Annotated in this window: 16 protein-coding genes; 5 read left to right on the top strand and 11 right to left on the bottom strand. The window is 74.4% G+C overall.

Features of this window, described 5'->3' with window-relative positions:
• Positions 1 to 177 precede the first annotated feature (177 nt).
• From V6U82_RS10390 to V6U82_RS10360, 7 genes are all read right to left on the bottom strand, one after another.
• Positions 178 to 1362, bottom strand: a complete 1185-nt coding sequence (locus tag V6U82_RS10390) for an ABC transporter permease (RefSeq protein ID WP_013288760.1) — start codon at positions 1360 to 1362, stop codon at positions 178 to 180.
• On the bottom strand, positions 1359 to 2291 hold the full coding sequence (locus V6U82_RS10385; protein WP_334460740.1) for an ABC transporter ATP-binding protein: 933 nt from the start codon (positions 2289 to 2291) through the stop codon (positions 1359 to 1361). Before V6U82_RS10385 ends, V6U82_RS10390 begins: the two co-directional genes overlap by 4 nt.
• Positions 2288 to 3685, bottom strand: coding sequence for an efflux RND transporter periplasmic adaptor subunit (locus tag V6U82_RS10380; RefSeq protein WP_334460738.1), 1398 nt, complete (start codon positions 3683 to 3685; stop codon positions 2288 to 2290). The genes V6U82_RS10385 and V6U82_RS10380 overlap by 4 nt, the downstream gene beginning before the upstream one ends.
• A 29-nt stretch (positions 3686 to 3714) precedes the next feature.
• Positions 3715 to 5400 carry a hypothetical protein gene (locus V6U82_RS10375; RefSeq protein WP_334460736.1) on the bottom strand — a complete coding sequence of 562 codons (1686 nt, stop codon included), beginning with the start codon at positions 5398 to 5400 and terminating at the stop codon, positions 3715 to 3717.
• A gap of 115 nt (positions 5401 to 5515) precedes the next feature.
• Positions 5516 to 5851: a YrdB family protein gene (locus tag V6U82_RS10370; protein WP_334460735.1), complete on the bottom strand. Its 336-nt coding sequence runs from the start codon at positions 5849 to 5851 to the stop codon at positions 5516 to 5518.
• Positions 5848 to 6417, bottom strand: a complete 570-nt coding sequence (locus tag V6U82_RS10365) for a TetR-like C-terminal domain-containing protein (protein ID WP_334460732.1) — start codon at positions 6415 to 6417, stop codon at positions 5848 to 5850. Before V6U82_RS10365 ends, V6U82_RS10370 begins: the two co-directional genes overlap by 4 nt.
• On the bottom strand, positions 6410 to 7204 hold the full coding sequence (locus V6U82_RS10360) for an alpha/beta fold hydrolase (protein ID WP_334460731.1): 795 nt from the start codon (positions 7202 to 7204) through the stop codon (positions 6410 to 6412). The genes V6U82_RS10365 and V6U82_RS10360 overlap by 8 nt, the downstream gene beginning before the upstream one ends.
• Positions 7205 to 7281: 77 nt before the next feature.
• Between V6U82_RS10360 and V6U82_RS10355 the strand changes: the two genes are divergently transcribed.
• Positions 7282 to 7686, top strand: a complete 405-nt coding sequence (locus V6U82_RS10355) for a VOC family protein (protein ID WP_334460730.1) — start codon at positions 7282 to 7284, stop codon at positions 7684 to 7686.
• Here V6U82_RS10355 and V6U82_RS10350 read toward each other — a convergent pair whose 3' ends face one another.
• Positions 7687 to 8607 carry a proline dehydrogenase family protein gene (locus V6U82_RS10350; RefSeq protein WP_128138679.1) on the bottom strand — a complete coding sequence of 307 codons (921 nt, stop codon included), beginning with the start codon at positions 8605 to 8607 and terminating at the stop codon, positions 7687 to 7689. It lies immediately after the preceding gene.
• Between the two features lie 118 nt (positions 8608 to 8725).
• On the opposite strand from V6U82_RS10350, the gene V6U82_RS10345 reads away from it, so the two are divergent.
• Genes V6U82_RS10345 through V6U82_RS10335 form a run of 3 tightly spaced genes read left to right on the top strand, consistent with a single transcriptional unit; the run spans position 8726 to position 10755 of the window.
• On the top strand, positions 8726 to 9001 hold the full coding sequence (locus V6U82_RS10345) for a hypothetical protein (protein ID WP_334460729.1): 276 nt from the start codon (positions 8726 to 8728) through the stop codon (positions 8999 to 9001).
• 1 nt (position 9002) lies between these two features.
• Positions 9003 to 10169 (top strand): glutathionylspermidine synthase family protein, encoded by a 1167-nt coding sequence (locus tag V6U82_RS10340; protein ID WP_334460728.1) that lies wholly within the window; start codon positions 9003 to 9005, stop codon positions 10167 to 10169.
• Positions 10170 to 10188: 19 nt separating this feature from the next.
• On the top strand, positions 10189 to 10755 hold the full coding sequence (locus V6U82_RS10335; RefSeq protein WP_128138504.1) for a CGNR zinc finger domain-containing protein: 567 nt from the start codon (positions 10189 to 10191) through the stop codon (positions 10753 to 10755).
• Positions 10756 to 10806: 51 nt separating this feature from the next.
• On the opposite strand, the gene V6U82_RS10330 is transcribed toward V6U82_RS10335, so the two are convergent.
• Positions 10807 to 11613 (bottom strand): sugar phosphate isomerase/epimerase family protein, encoded by an 807-nt coding sequence (locus V6U82_RS10330; RefSeq protein ID WP_181726711.1) that lies wholly within the window; start codon positions 11611 to 11613, stop codon positions 10807 to 10809.
• A gap of 75 nt (positions 11614 to 11688) precedes the next feature.
• On the bottom strand, positions 11689 to 12633 hold the full coding sequence (locus tag V6U82_RS10325) for a Ppx/GppA phosphatase family protein (protein WP_121684347.1): 945 nt from the start codon (positions 12631 to 12633) through the stop codon (positions 11689 to 11691).
• 74 nt (positions 12634 to 12707) lie between these two features.
• Between V6U82_RS10325 and V6U82_RS10320 the strand changes: the two genes are divergently transcribed.
• Positions 12708 to 13514 carry a hypothetical protein gene (locus V6U82_RS10320; protein WP_128138506.1) on the top strand — a complete coding sequence of 269 codons (807 nt, stop codon included), beginning with the start codon at positions 12708 to 12710 and terminating at the stop codon, positions 13512 to 13514.
• 42 nt (positions 13515 to 13556) lie between these two features.
• Here the strand turns inward: V6U82_RS10320 and V6U82_RS10315 are convergent.
• The coding region (locus V6U82_RS10315) for a hypothetical protein (RefSeq protein WP_334460726.1) at positions 13557 to 13950 on the bottom strand (394 nt) is incomplete at its 5' end.

Here is a 13950-nt window from a genome sequence, read left to right as displayed (position 1 = left end):
GGCGCGTGTCACCGGGCAGGTGTTCCCGCCTCGGCGAGCGACGCGCGTGTAACCAGTACGGTAGCGGGACGGCTGTGACCTGCGCGATCCCTTCCACCCTTTGATCATGGCGGGACAGCCGTTCACCCGATGTCCACCAGGGCTTTTTCGCCCGGACGGGTGTCTCGTCCGATCCGGCTACTCGGCGCGCAGCGCCACCACCGGGTCGAGCCGTCCGGCCCGCTGCGCCGGCACCACGCCGAAGACGATGCCGACCGCCGCGGAGACACCGAACGCCAGCGCCAGCGACCACCAGGTGATCGCCGCCGGGATCGGCGAGAACGCGTCCACGAGCAGCGCGGTGCCCACACCCAGCGCCATCCCGGTCAGGCCGCCGACCGAGGTGAGCAGCACCGCCTCCAGCAGGAACTGCACGCCGATGTCGCGGGGGCGGGCGCCCACCGCCTTGCGCAGCCCGATCTCGCGGGTCCGCTCGCGTACCGAGACCAGCATGATGTTGGAGACGCCGACGCCGCCGACCAGCAGCGAGATGCCCGCGATGGCGGCCAGCACGCCGGTCAGTACGCCCAGGATGTCGCCGAGCACGCCGAGGATCTGCCGCTGGGTGACGGCGCTGAACTCGGTGTCCGGGTGCCGGCGGGACAGCTCCGCCACGATCCGGTCGCCGAGTTCGTCGATCCGCTCCCGGTCCGGCGCCTTCACCGCGATGCCGTCGATGCGCTGGGTGCCCCACAGCCGTTGCGCCGCCGTCACCGGTACGTGCACCTCGTCGTCCCGGTCCACGCCGAGGCTCTGCCCGAGCGGGGCGAAGACGCCGATCACCCGGAACCGCACGCCGGCCAGCGTGACCTGCTGGCCGAGCGGGTCACGGTCGGGGAAGAGCGCCCGGGCCACCGAGTCGCCGAGCACCGCCACCCGGCGGCTGGTGTCCACGTCCGCCCCGGTGAGGTAGCGGCCTCGCGACAGCGACCGGGTGAACACCGACGGGGTGGTCTCCAGGACGCCCTGCACGGTGGTGAAGTCGGACCGGTTGCCGGCCCGTGCGGTCGCGCCCGAGGCCACCGTCACGGCGACCCGGCCGGGATCGCCGACCACCCGGGAGACCGCGTCGGCGTCGCTGAGGTCCAGCGGCGAGACCACCGGCGCGTTGCCCACCTCGATCCGGCCCGGCACCACCAGCAGCAGGTTCGAGCCGAGCCCTTCGACCTGCTGCTCGACCTGCTGTTTCGTGCCGGTGCCGATGGCCACCAGGATCACCACCGAGGCCACCCCGATGATCACCCCGAGCATGGTCAGCAGGCTGCGCATCCGGTTGGCCCGCAGCGCGTCCGACGCCACCCGCCACGCCTCGGCCAGCCTCATCCGGCGTCTCCCCCGCCTCGCGGGAGGCGGCCGTCCGCCCACGGAAGGCGCTCCTCGGCCCGGAGGCGCTCCTCGCCCCGCCGGCGTTCCTCGGCCCGCGGAAGGCGCCCGGTGGCTCCGGTGGCGCCACCGGGGCCACCGGGCGGGTGCCCCGGGCCGCTTCCGGACGCGGACCGGGGCTCCGCGCTGGGAGCGGGGTCCAGTGTCGCAGGTACGCCGGAGCCGTCCGACGGCGGTCGATCATGAAGGCTGTCGGACCGGATCAACCCGTCCCGCACCGCGATGCGCCGGTGCGCCCGGGCGGCCACCTCCTGGTCGTGGGTCACCATCACCAGCGCCACCCCGGACTCGGCGTTCAGCCGTTCCAGCAGCTCCAGCACCGCCTCACCGGTGGCGCTGTCCAGGTTGCCGGTCGGCTCGTCGGCGAGCAGCACCGCCGGTTCGGTGACCAGCGCGCGGGCGATCGCCACCCGCTGCTGCTCACCGCCGGAGAGCTGGTTGGGCCGGTGGTGCAGCCGGTGGCCGAGCCCGACCCGGCCCAGCATCGCCGCCGCCCGCTCCCGCCGCTGCCGCGCCCCGACGCCCCGGTAGACCAGCGGCAACGCCACGTTGTCCACAGCCGACGTACGGGCCAGCAGGTGGAACGCCTGGAACACGAAGCCGATGGTCTCGTTGCGCAGTGTCGCCAGTTCCGGCGCGGTGAGCGTGGTCACGTCCCGCCCACCGATCACCAGCCGGCCGCCGCTGGGCCGGTCCAGCCCGCCGAGCAGGTGCATCAGCGTCGACTTGCCCGAGCCGGACGGGCCGACCACGGCCACGTACTCGCCCTGGTCGATGGTGAGCGACACCCCGCGCAGCGCGGACACCGACACCCCGTCCAGCTCGTACGTGCGCCAGACGTCGACCGCCTCGACCGCCGGTACGGTCACGGCAGTTCCTGGCCGTCGCGCACCTGGTCGGCGCCGCGCACCACGACCCGGTCACCGGCCCTCACGCCGTCGACGATCTGCACCAGGTCCTGCCCCTGCACGCCCACCGTCACCGGCACCCGGCCGGCCCGGCCGTCGCGCAGCACCCAGACCGCGTCCCGCCCGTCGGCGGAGAACACGGCCGACGCCGGCACCGCCACCGCGTCGGCGGCCTCCCGCACCCGCAGCCGTACCACCGCGTTCATCCCCGGCCGGGGCGCCGGGGCGGCCTCGGCCTCACCCATCCGTCCGGCACCGAGGTCGAGCCGGACCCGATAGGTGACGCCGCCCCGGGCCGAGCTGGTGGGCAGCACGTCGACCGAGCGCACCGTCGCGTCGTACGTCGCGCCGGTCACCGCGTCCAGCTCGACCGACGCGGGCACCCCGGCCCGGACCAGCAGCACGTCGGTCTCGTCCACCTCGGCGAGCAGGCCGAGCCGCCCGATGTCCACCACTGTGAGCACCGGCGTGCCGGCGGTGACCCGGCCACCGGCCGGGATCGCGTCGTCCACGCCCGGCGGCGGGCCGCCCTGCCCGCCCGTGCCCAGCGTCGACGGGTCGAGACCGGGCACCGCCGCGCCACCGGCCGCACCGAGCAGCCCGGTCAGGTCGGCCGGCGCCGGCGCCCGGGTGCCGCCCGGCTGCACCACACCGGCGATCGGCGCGCGCAACGTCAGCGCGTCCACTGTCGCCTTCGCCAGGTCGTACGCCTGCTGGGCCTGGAGTCGTTGCGCGGCCGACAGCGCGCCGACGGCGCTGTTCAGGCCGGCGACGCCGCGCTGCACCTGGGCGACCGCCCGGTCGGCGGCGCGGGCGGCGGACTCGTACTGCCGCTGCGCCGACTGGACCTGGAGCAGCAGCGCGGCGCGTACCTGCGGGTCGCCGACCTTGCCGGCGGCGGCGCGGGCGGCGGCGAACGCCTCGTCGGCGGCCCGGTCGGTGCCGCGCCGGCTGCCGCCCAGGTCGCCCGTGCCGGCGCCCCGCCCGGCCCGCTTCGCCGCACGTAGCGCGTCCCGCGCCTTCGCCAGGCGGTCCCGGGCCGACGGCGAGTCGACCACCGCGAGTACCTGCCCCCGGCTCACCCGCTGTCCCGGCTGGACCCGCAGGCGGGCCAGCGTGCCGTCGGCGGGTGCGGTGAGCGTGGCCGCGGCCCGCGCGGTCACGGTGGCCGGGGCGTCGATCACCTCGCTGACCGGCGCGCGGCCCACCTCGGCGACGGTGACCGCCGGGGCGTCGTCGCCGCAGGACGCGGCGGTCGTGCCGGTCAGCGCGACGACGGCGAGCACTGCGGTGACGAGACGGGGGCGGCGGGCCGCGGGCAGCCGCGGCGAGGGAGTGCGGGCCACCCGGCCCATGCTACGACCCGTCGACAGGCGTCGACGGGTCAGCCGACGACGGCCCGGACGTAGGCGACGCAGTCGTCGTGCAGCATCGACCACGGGTCGCCGAACACCTCGTCGGCGGCCTGCTCCGGGGTCCGGCCCCGGTGTACCACGGCCCGGTAGAAGTCCAGCATCCGCTGCTCGCCGTACCTGTCGACCAGATGGCGTACGGCCAGGTAGCCGACGCCGTACGCGCCGCCGACCCGGTCGTCGCTCGCGTCGTCGGCGGGTGCCACCGCGTCCAGCCGCCCGGACCACCCGCCGCGCAGCAGGTCCCGCACCTCGGACAGGCCGTCGTAGCGGTGCACGGGCTGCCCGTCGGCACCGGCGTACTCGGCCAGCCCTTCCACCAGCCACCAGTCCGCGCGGTCGGCGTAGCCCCGGTCGGGCAGCGAGGCGGCGTGGGTCAGCTCGTGCCGGAGCAGGTCGTCGATGCCGGCCGGGGTGACGATCTGGGCGTTGAGCACCACGTCGTGACGTCCACCCCCGACACCCACCGCGTAACCGGCGGTCCACTTCGGCCGCCCGCCGCCGTACCAGCGCTGCCACTCGCCCTTCCCGGCGTAGTAGACGAGGTACCGGTCCGGCGGACGGCCGCCGATCGCGTACCGGTCCGCCGCGCGGGCGGCGGTCTCGGCCTGGGCGAGCAGGCCGGGCAGCTTGCTCCGCTGGGCCGGTGTGGTGGCCACCACCACCCGCTTGCCGACCGCCACCGCCAGGTCGTTCACCTGCCACGGGCGCACGCCCGCCGGGTCCGTCGACGACGGGTCCACAGCGGTCAGCCGGGGTTCCTCCCCCGCCAGCCGCCAGCGGGTACCCACCTCCACGCTGCTCGGCGCGCAGTCGGACACCACGAAGCAATAGCCGACCGTCACCACGAACCGCCACTCCCCCGGCCGCCCCGCGACAGCCTCCGGCACCCCGTCGGCCGCCGACCGCCAGGTGGTGACCCGCAGCGCCCGCAGCGACGCGTACCGGCGGCCCAGCGCGGGCCGGGCCGCCGGCTCGGCGATCGCGAGGAAGCCGGCCCGGTCGGCGCCGACGAGCGCGGCGCCCTGCCGGTCGAGCAGCGCGAGCATCCGCTCGCCGAGCCGCCGCTGCGCCGCCGTGCCCGGGTCGTCCTTCGCGGCCGACCGCCCGGCCGCGTCCGGCGCCGACTGCCGCAGGAGTACGCCGGGCACCGCGCCCGCCACCAGGCCGAGCGCGAGTCCGAGCGCGGTCCAGAGCGGCCACCGCCGCCGTGTCCGCACCGCCCGCGTCTGCTCGCCCACGTGCGCCAGGGGTACCGGGTACGGCGCCGGACCAGCGGCGAAGTGCGGCAACGACGCCGCGTCCGGTGCCGGTGCCGGTGCCGGTGCCGGTGCCGGTGCCGGTGCGATGGTGTCGACGGCGGTGTCCACGCCGGCGGAGGTGGCGGCGTTTTCGGCGTGGGTGTCGTCAGCGCGGGCGTCGGCGGCGTTGGCGTTGTCGGCGCTCGCGTCGGCGGCGCGGGCGGCGTCGGCGCGGTCGGCGGCGCTGACGTCAGCGGTGCCCGCGTCGGCGGCGCGGTCGGCGCTGGCGCTGACGTGGACGGTGCTCGTGTCGGCGGCGCTCGCCTTGTCGGCGCTCGCGTCGGCGGCGTCGACGGTGGGACGAGGCTCGTCGCCGTCCGTCGTCCGGCCGGGAGGCTGCTCGTCGCCGTCGGTCACCGGCGAAGGGTACGACCAATCGGGCGTTCCGGGAAAGAGTCCCGCCGTGTTCCGCCTCGCCTCGAAATCTTGGTACGAAAGCGCCCCGATAGGGGCCGGTTCGTACCAAGATCTCTCAGACCGGGGTGCCGGTCAGCGTCAGCGCGGTCTTGTCTGCTGCCCATAGAGCCACCAGTGCCACTCCGGGGGCCGCGTGCCCGGCCAGGGCGAGCAGCACGCCGCCGGTGAGGAAGCAGGCGGCCTGGACGGCGAGCTTGGCCGGGTCGGGCAGCGTCACGGCGGCACGCGGCGAGCAGAACAGCCCCCACACCACGGCGATCACCAGCGGCGCGCCGAGCCCGGCCAGCAGGCGCAGCGGCCGGCCGGCACCGAGCGTGAGGCCCCAATATCCGGCCGAGCCCAGCAGGGCCAGTTCCAGCAGGAAGATCACGCCGAGCAGCAGCGCCTTCATCGGTTCTCCCAGGACAGGTAGGCACGGTCCAGGCCGGCGACCAGTTCGCCGAAGGAGCGGTCGGTGTCGCGGGGCAGCCCGAATCCGCCCGCCGCCTCCAGCGCGACGAAGCCGTGCACGGCGGCCCGGAACATCCGGATGGCGTCGGTCGCGGCGTCGCCGTCGAGGCCGTACCCGAGCAGGATGGCGCGGACCGCGCCGACCGCGCGCTGCCCGGCGGCCAGGTGCTCGGGGTCGGCCGGGTCGGGTGCTCGCTGGGCGGCCGGGTAGCGGCCGGGGTGCTGCCGCGCGTACTCCCGGTAGGCGGCGGCGACGGCGCGCAACGCGTCGCCACCGGCCCGGCCCGCGGCGGCGGCCGTGAGCACGTCGGCGATCTCGGCGGTGGCGAGCACGGCGAGCTTCTGGTGCAGCGCGTCCACGCCCCGGACGTGCTTGTAGAGGCTCGGCAGCGCCACGCCGAGGCGGGCGGCGAGGGCGGCGAGCGTCAGCCGCTCGTAGCCGACCTCGTCCGCGAGCGCGGCGGCCTCCCGCACGACAGTCGCCGGGGTCAGACCGGCCCTAGGCACCTGCGGTCACCGCCAGGAACTCGACCAGATCGGCGGCGGTGGCATCGGGCCGGTCGGCGTGCGGGTAGTGGCCGGAGTCGGCGATCATCCGGGCCTCGGCGACGGCGAACAGCCGCCGTGCGGCCCGCGCCTCGGCGCCCGGGTCGGGGAAGTCCGGATCCTTCGTACCCATCAGCACCAGCACCGGGCGGTTCACGTCGCGCGCCCGCGCGGTCCAGTGCGGGTCGGCCGGCGCGACCACGCCGCGCACCGCGGCCATCCGCCCGCGCAGCTTGGCGACCAGTTCCTTGCGGTACGCGGCGTCGTCCGCGGGGCGCCCGCAGGGGAACAGCGTGCGGTGGAACAGCCCGAACAGGCGGGGACTACGGAGTACGGCTGCCTGCGCGACCCGCATCATCGGGTTCGGCTTCGGGATGCCGACGAACGGGCTGACCTGCACGATGCCGCTCACCAGTTCCGGTGCCTCGGCGGCGGCGAAGACCACCGCGGCGGCGCTGGACGAGCTGCCGACCAGGGTGGCCGGCCCGCCGCCGAGCGCCCGCACCACGGCGAGCAGGTCGCCGCCGACCTGCTCGGGGGCGTACGTGGGCCAGTGCGGGCTGGAGTCGCCGTGCCCGCGCACGTCGACCGAGGCGACCCGGTAACCGGCCGCGACCAGCCGGGGCGTCAGGTGCCGGAAGGCGGCCCGGTTCTCTCCCATGCCGTGCGAGAGGACCACGAGCGGCCCCGATCCGTGCACCTCGTACGCGATCGTGCCGCCGTCCCGCGCCACCTGGCTAACCGTCATAGCTGTAAAGCTAATGCCATTAGCCAAGCCCCGTCAAGCTTGACCTCAACCCGGGATGAGGTCGCACGATCCCGGGCATGCCGATCACCGCCGACACCCACGTACGCCTCGCCCGCCCGAGCCGCGACCTCGCCGCCGCCGAACGGTTCTGGACGCAGGGGCTGGGCCTGGACGTGCTCTACCGGAGCGAGGGCGGTCACGCGGACGAGCACGACCTGGTGATGCTCGGCCTGCCCGGAGCCGGCTGGCACCTGGAGCTGGTCGGCGGCTCGGCACTCGCGGTCGAGCCGCGTCCCACCGGGGAGGACCTGTTCGTGCTCTACCTCGACGGCCCGGCCGACGACGAACTGGTCCCGAGACTGGAGCGGGCCGGCGGGACCAGGGTCTCCGCCGGCCCGTACTGGGACAGGTGGGGTGTCGCGTTCACCGACCCGGACGGCTACCGCCTCGTGCTGTGCACCCGGGCCTGGTCGAACGACTGATCACTTCTTCGACAGCACCGCTCGGCCGAAGAACGCCAGGTTGGCCGGGCGCTCCGCGAGCCGGCGCATCAGGTAGCCGTACCACTGGTCGCCGTAGGGGACGTACGTCCGCACCGTGTAGCCCTCGCCGACCAGGCGCCGCTGCTCCTCCGGTCGGATGCCGTAGAGCATCTGGAACTCGAACCGGCCCGGGTCGCGGTCGAACCAGCGCGCCCGGTCCTCGCCGATCGCGATCAGCCGCGGGTCGTGCGTGGCGAGCATCGGGTAGCCGTCGCCGGACATCAGCACGTTCATGCAGCGCACGTACGACTTGTCCACCTCGCGGGCGGACTGATACGCCACCGACTCCGGCTCCTTGTACGCGCCCTTGCACAGCCGCACCCGCGACCCGGCGGAGGCCAGCTCCCGGCAGTCCGACTCGGTCCGCCGCAGGTACGCCTGGAGCACCGCGCCGGTCGACGGGTGGTCCTTGCGCAGCTTCGCCAGGATGTCCAGCGTCGAGTCGGTGGTGGTGTGGTCCTCCATGTCCAGCGTGACGGTGGTGCCCGCCGCGTCGGCCGCCGCGCAGATCGCCCGCGCGTTGTCGTACGCGAGCTGCTCGTCGAACATCTGGCCCAGCGCGGACAGCTTCACGCTGACCTCGGCGGCCGGGGTGAGCCCGGCGGCGGCGAGGCGGCTCAGCAGCCTGAGGTATTCGTCCCGGGTGGCGTTCGCCTGCTCCGGGGTGGTGGTGTCCTCGCCCAGGTAGTCGAGGGTGACCGCTTGGCCGTCGGCGACCAGCTCGCGGGTGGCGCGCAGCGCGTCGTCGGTGGCGGCGCCGGCGACGAACCGGCGGACGACGTCCCGGGTGAACGGGGCCGTCGCGACGAGCCGCTCCACCTGGGAAGACCGGGAGGCGGCGAGGATGACGGAACGGAGCATGAGCCGAGCGTAACGCTCACCACCGGGCCCTCGCCGGGTGCGTCCGAGGCCCGCTCCCTCCCGCCCTCCGGCCCGGGCCGGGCACCCCCGGCTGGCGGGGATCGGCTACAACGTTCACGTGGATCGACGACACCCCCGGCGCCGGCTCCGCTCGGCCTCCGTGCAGCTCGGCGCGCTGACCGCGCTGGCCCTCGCGCTCTCCGGCTGCAACAACGGTTACGACGACGACGATGACGACTGCGCGCTCGGACCGGCCGGCGGAGGCGGCGACACCGTCGCGGTCGCGCTGCGCGTCCCCGCGCCGGCCACCGCCGCGCGCGGCGAGCCCGCCCCGGCCGCCGCGCTGCCCGAGCGCGGCGGCTTCGGCACCCACCTCGCCTCCTGCGGCGGCTGACGTGCGCCGCGAGGCGAGCACGCCGCGCCCCGGCTGGGACGAGACCATCCGGGCCCAGGGCCTGGTGTACGTCGACACCGAGCTGCCCGACGGCGAGATCATGTCGTACTGGGACGAGACGGCGGCGTACTCGTTCACGCTGGAGGAGGTACTCCGGCTGGAGGAGGCCACGGAGGAGCTGCACCGGATGTCGGTCGCCGCCGCCGAGCACGTGGTGGCCCGCCGCCGGTACGCCGAGTTCGGCATCCCCGAGTGGGCCGCCGAGGCGGTCGCCCGCTCGCTGCGCGAGAACCCGCCGACGCTCTACGGGCGGTTCGACCTCTGGTACGACGGCAGCGGCCCGCCGAAGATGCTGGAGTACAACGCCGACACCCCGACCGCGCTGGTCGAGGCGAGCATCGTGCAGTGGTACTGGCTGGAGCACACCCGGCCGGACGCGGACCAGTGGAACAGCCTGCACGAACGCCTGGTGGGCGCCTGGGCCAAGATCGGCGCCGGGCTGCACGAGCCGCGGGCGCACGTCCTGTGGTCCGAGGAGGAGGAGTCGGGCGAGGACCAGATCACCGCCGGCTACCTGGCCGAGACGGCCCGCCAGGCCGGGCTGGACGTGACACTCATGCCGATCCAGCAGGTCGGCTGGGACGGGCGGCGCTTCGTCGACGCCGACGACCGGCCGATCACCACCTGCTTCAAGCTCTACCCCTGGGAGTGGATGCTGGCCGAGCCGTACGGGCGCCCGGCGCTGGACCCGGGCACGCCCACCACCTGGATCGAGCCGGCCTGGAAGCTGCTGCTGTCGAACAAGGCGCTGCTCGCCGTGCTCTGGGAGATGTACCCGGGGCACGACTACCTGCTCCCCGCGTACCTGGACTCGCCGCGCGGCATGACCGGGTACGTGGCCAAGCCGCTGCTCGGCCGGGAGGGCGGCTCGGTACGCATCGTGACCGGCGACACGGAGATCACCAACCCGGGGATCTACGGCGACGAGGGCTTCTGCTTCCAGGAGTTCCGCGCGTTGCCCGAGTTCGAGGGCAACCGGACGGTGCTCGGGAGCTGGATCGTGGACGGCGAGTCGGCCGGCCTCGGCGTACGCGAGAGCGAGAGCCTCATCACTGACGGTTACGCGCGGTTCCTGCCCCACTACATCGACGCACCGCGTGTGCTCTGAGTCGTCTACCGTTGGTGTCGTGAACTTCGACGCGTACGCCCGGACCGGGGTCGAGCTCGTCAACGCCCGGCTGGACGACCTCGACGGCCTGCGGGCCCTCTTCCCGGACGAGAACGCCTGGATGCGCGACGAGGTCGCGGAACGGGACCTGGCGATCTTCCGGCGGGCGCAGAAGCGCCTCCGGGACGTCTTCGAGTACGGCACCTCGGGCCGGGACAACGAGGCGGTGGCCGAGCTGAACGCGCTGCTGGAGGCGTTCCCGGTGCAGCCGCGCATCTCCGGGCACGACTCCTCCGACTGGCACATGCACGTGACCAGCCGGGGTGCGTCGGTCTCCTCCGAATACCTGGCCGGCGCGGTCTGGGGCCTGTCGGTGTGGCTGTGCGAGTACGGCAGCGCCCGCTTCGGGGTCTGCGCCGACGACCGCTGCGGCAACGTCTACCTGGACACCTCGTCCAACTGCTGCCGGCGGTTCTGCTCCGAGCGCTGCGCCACCCGCTCCCACGTGGCCGCGCACCGGGCGCGCAAGCGGGCAGCGGTCGGCGAGCAGGCCGTCCCGGCGCAGCCGCTGTCCCCGGTGAGCTGACCTCCGGCGTACGCCCCAGCCGCGTGCGAGCGGCCGGGGCGGCGCGGCCGGTCAGACGTCGACCGGGGAGGGCGCGGTCAGGTTGGCCCGGGCGAACTCCAGGGACTCCCGCAGGTCCGCCTCGCGGACCGCGCGGCTCTTCGCGCCCCGGGTGGTCACCTCCACCGCCACCGAGCCGGTGAACCCCCGGCCGGCCAGCGAGCGGAGCATCTCCGCGCAGGGCTGACCGCCGCGACCGGGCACCAGGTGCTCGTCGCGCCCCTCGCCGGTGCCGTCACCCAGGTGCACGTGCGCCAGCCCGGAACCCATCCGGTCGGCCATCGCCATCGCGTCGGTGTGCGAGGCCGCGCAGTGCGACAGGTCCAGCGTGTACGAGGCGTACCCGATCTCGGTGGGGTCCCAGCCCGGCGCGTACGGGACGAACTGCCGTCCGGCCATCCGCACCGGGTACATGTTCTCCACCCCGAAGTGCAGGCCGCCGAACTGCCCGGCGATGGTGTCGAGCCCGTCGCCGAAGGTGCGCGCGTAGTCACGCTGCCAGGTGAACGGCGGGTGCACCACGACCGTCGGCGCCTCCAGCGTCTCGGCCAGCTCGGCGGCCTTGCGCAGCCGCTCCCACGGGTCCGGGCTCCACACCCGCTGGGTGACGAGCAGGCAGGGGGCGTGCACCGACAGCACCGGGACGCCGTAGTGCTCGGCGAGGCCGCGCAGCGCGCCCGCGTCCTGGCTGACCGGGTCGGTCCAGACCATCACCTCGATGCCGTCGTAGCCGAGCTCGGCGGCGAGCTGGAACGCCGCCGCGGTCCGTTCGGGAAAGACCGAGGACGTGGACAGGAGCACCGGAACGCGGTAGGTCACGCCTTCGAGGGTAGCCCCAACCGCCAACGAGCATCGGGACGAGCAACCGCAAAGCAACCCAGAGCGCTCGTACGGTCACATCGGCGCGAGCTGATCCAGCCGACGCAGGATGACGCCCTCCCGCAGCGCCCACGGGCAGATGTCCACGCAGTCCACGTCGAGGCGGCGCATCACCGCCTCGGCCACCACCGCACCCGCGAGGAGCTGGTGCGCCCGCTGCGCGCTCACCCCCTCCAGCTCGGGCAACTGGGCCGGCGGGATGTGCCTGATGAACCCGAGCACCTGCCGCAGCCCGGTACGGGTCAGGCTGCGGCGCGCCCACAACCCCGCCCCGGAGGGCGCGGCGCCGGCCAGCCGGGCCAGCATGCGGAACGTCTTCGAGGTGGCGACCGGACGCTCCCAGCCCACCGCCGTCAGCTGCTCCACCACCGGGTCGAGCTGCGCGTCCACGTACGCCCGCAGTTCCTCCACGGCCTCGGCCGACGGCGGCGCCGTGCCGGCCGGATCCACGGCGAGCCGCTCCCGGCTGAGCCGCCCCGCGCCGAGCGGCAGCGAGATCGCCACGTCCGGGTGCTCGTCGATGCCGGCGGCCAGCTCCAGCGAGCCGCCGCCGATGTCCATCGCCAGCAGCCGGCCGGCGGACCAGCCGAACCACCGCCGCACCGCCAGGAACGTCATCCGCGCCTCGTCCGCGCCGGAGAGCACCTCCAGGCGTACGCCCGTCTCGTCGCGGACGCGGGCCAGCACGTCGGCGGCGTTCGTGGCGTCGCGGACCGCGCTCGTGGCGAACGCCAGCAGATCCTCGGCGCCCAGCCCGTCCGCCGCCGCCCTGGCCATGCCGACCGCCTTGACCAGGCCGTCCGCGCCGCCGTCGGTGAGCGCGCCGTCCGGGCCGATCTGCTCGGCCAGCCGCAGCACCACCTTCTCCGAGTGTGCCGGCCAGGGATGCGCGCCGTGGTGGGCGTCGACCACCAGCAGATGCACCGTGTTGGAACCGACGTCGAGCACACCCAGTCGCATGGGAGAAACCCTAGGGCCAACACGTTTCGTCGGCTCGGCGGCCGGGCGGGGTCACCGCGCGTACGCTGGTCCGAGTGACAGGGCAGATCGAGCTTCACGTGCTGGTGGACGACCCCGAGGACCCGCGCAGCCGCGAGGTCGGGCTGGACTTCCCACGGGAGTGGATCGAGTTCGTCGACCCGGCCGACGCGAAGCACGTCGTCCGCGCCGACCTGACCTGGCTGCTGTCCCGCTGGACGTGCATCTTCGGCAAGGGCTGCCACGGCATCATCGCCGGGCGGGCCGCCGACGGGTGCTGCTCGCACGGCGCGTTCTTCACCGACTCCGACGACGAGAAGCGGGTCCGGGCCGCGGTGAAGCGGCTGACGCCGGAGACGTGGCAGCACTTCCGGCGCGGGTTCAAGAACTGGACCGAGAACGACACAGTCGACGGCAAGACCCCGGCCCGGCGTACCGCCACCCGCGACGTGGACGCCCCGTGCGTGTTCCTCAACGACGCCGACTTCCCCGGCGGGGGCGGCTGCGCGCTGCACGGCCAGGCGCTGCGCGACGGGGTGCACCCGCTGGAGTACAAGCCGGACGTCTGCTGGCAGCTGCCCGTACGCCGCGACCAGGAGTGGCACAAGCGGCCGGACAACACGAAGGTGCTGATCTCCACGCTCGCCGAGTTCGACAGGCGCGGCTGGGGCGCCGGCGGGCACGACCTCGACTGGTGGTGCACGTCCTCCACCGACGCGCACGTCGGCGCCGAACCGATGTACGTCTCGTACGGGCCGGAGCTGACCGCGCTGATCGGCGCGCCCGCGTACGCGAAGCTGGCCGAACTCTGCGCCGCCCGGCAGCGCCAGGGTCAGGTCGCCCCGCACCCCGCAAGCGAGTGAAGGCCGGCACCCCTTGCTTCGGGGTGCCGGCCTTCGTATCTCTTACTTGTTCCAGTGCTGGGCGACGAGGTCGGCGGCCTGCTGTTCCCACTGGGCGTAGTGGTCGGGGTAGGCGGACACCTGGACGGTCTGGGCGGCGACGGTCAGCGGCATGTCCTGCCAGCCGTCGACCTGCTTGAGGGCCTTGAGGAACGCGGTGGTGGAGTATTCGGGGTCGGTGATCTGCTCGACCGTGCCCCAGCCGCTGGAGGGGCGCTGCTGGAACAGGCCCTGCGAGTCGTGGTCGTTACGGTCGCCGAGGTGGCCGAGGTTCTCCAGCTTCGACTCCTGCAACGCCGTCGCGATCGACACGACCGCGGCGCGCTCGTCCATACCGGCCTTCTTCGTCGCGGCGATGATCGCCTTGACGTTGGCGGTCTGCTCGTCGTTCAGGTCG

This window comes from Micromonospora sp. CPCC 205554, assembly GCF_036902745.1.
Classification (GTDB): Bacteria; Actinomycetota; Actinomycetes; order Mycobacteriales; family Micromonosporaceae; genus Micromonospora; species Micromonospora tulbaghiae.
Note: the sequence above shows the minus strand (reverse complement) of the source record. Positions and strands in the feature narration are given on the sequence as shown.

Bases quoted from the DNA above. Each gene is read 5' to 3' on its own strand.
- V6U82_RS10380 (WP_334460738.1), bottom strand. From the start codon at position 3,685: ATGGGCCGGGTGGCCCGCACTCCCTCGCCGCGGCTGCCCGCGGCCCGC.
- V6U82_RS10325 (WP_121684347.1), bottom strand. From the start codon at position 12,633: ATGCGACTGGGTGTGCTCGACGTCGGTTCCAACACGGTGCATCTGCTG.
- V6U82_RS10355 (WP_334460730.1), top strand. From the start codon at position 7,282: ATGCCGATCACCGCCGACACCCACGTACGCCTCGCCCGCCCGAGCCGC.
- V6U82_RS10390 (WP_013288760.1), bottom strand. From the start codon at position 1,362: ATGAGGCTGGCCGAGGCGTGGCGGGTGGCGTCGGACGCGCTGCGGGCC.
- V6U82_RS10350 (WP_128138679.1), bottom strand. From the start codon at position 8,607: ATGCTCCGTTCCGTCATCCTCGCCGCCTCCCGGTCTTCCCAGGTGGAG.
- V6U82_RS10370 (WP_334460735.1), bottom strand. From the start codon at position 5,851: ATGAAGGCGCTGCTGCTCGGCGTGATCTTCCTGCTGGAACTGGCCCTG.
- V6U82_RS10360 (WP_334460731.1), bottom strand. From the start codon at position 7,204: ATGACGGTTAGCCAGGTGGCGCGGGACGGCGGCACGATCGCGTACGAG.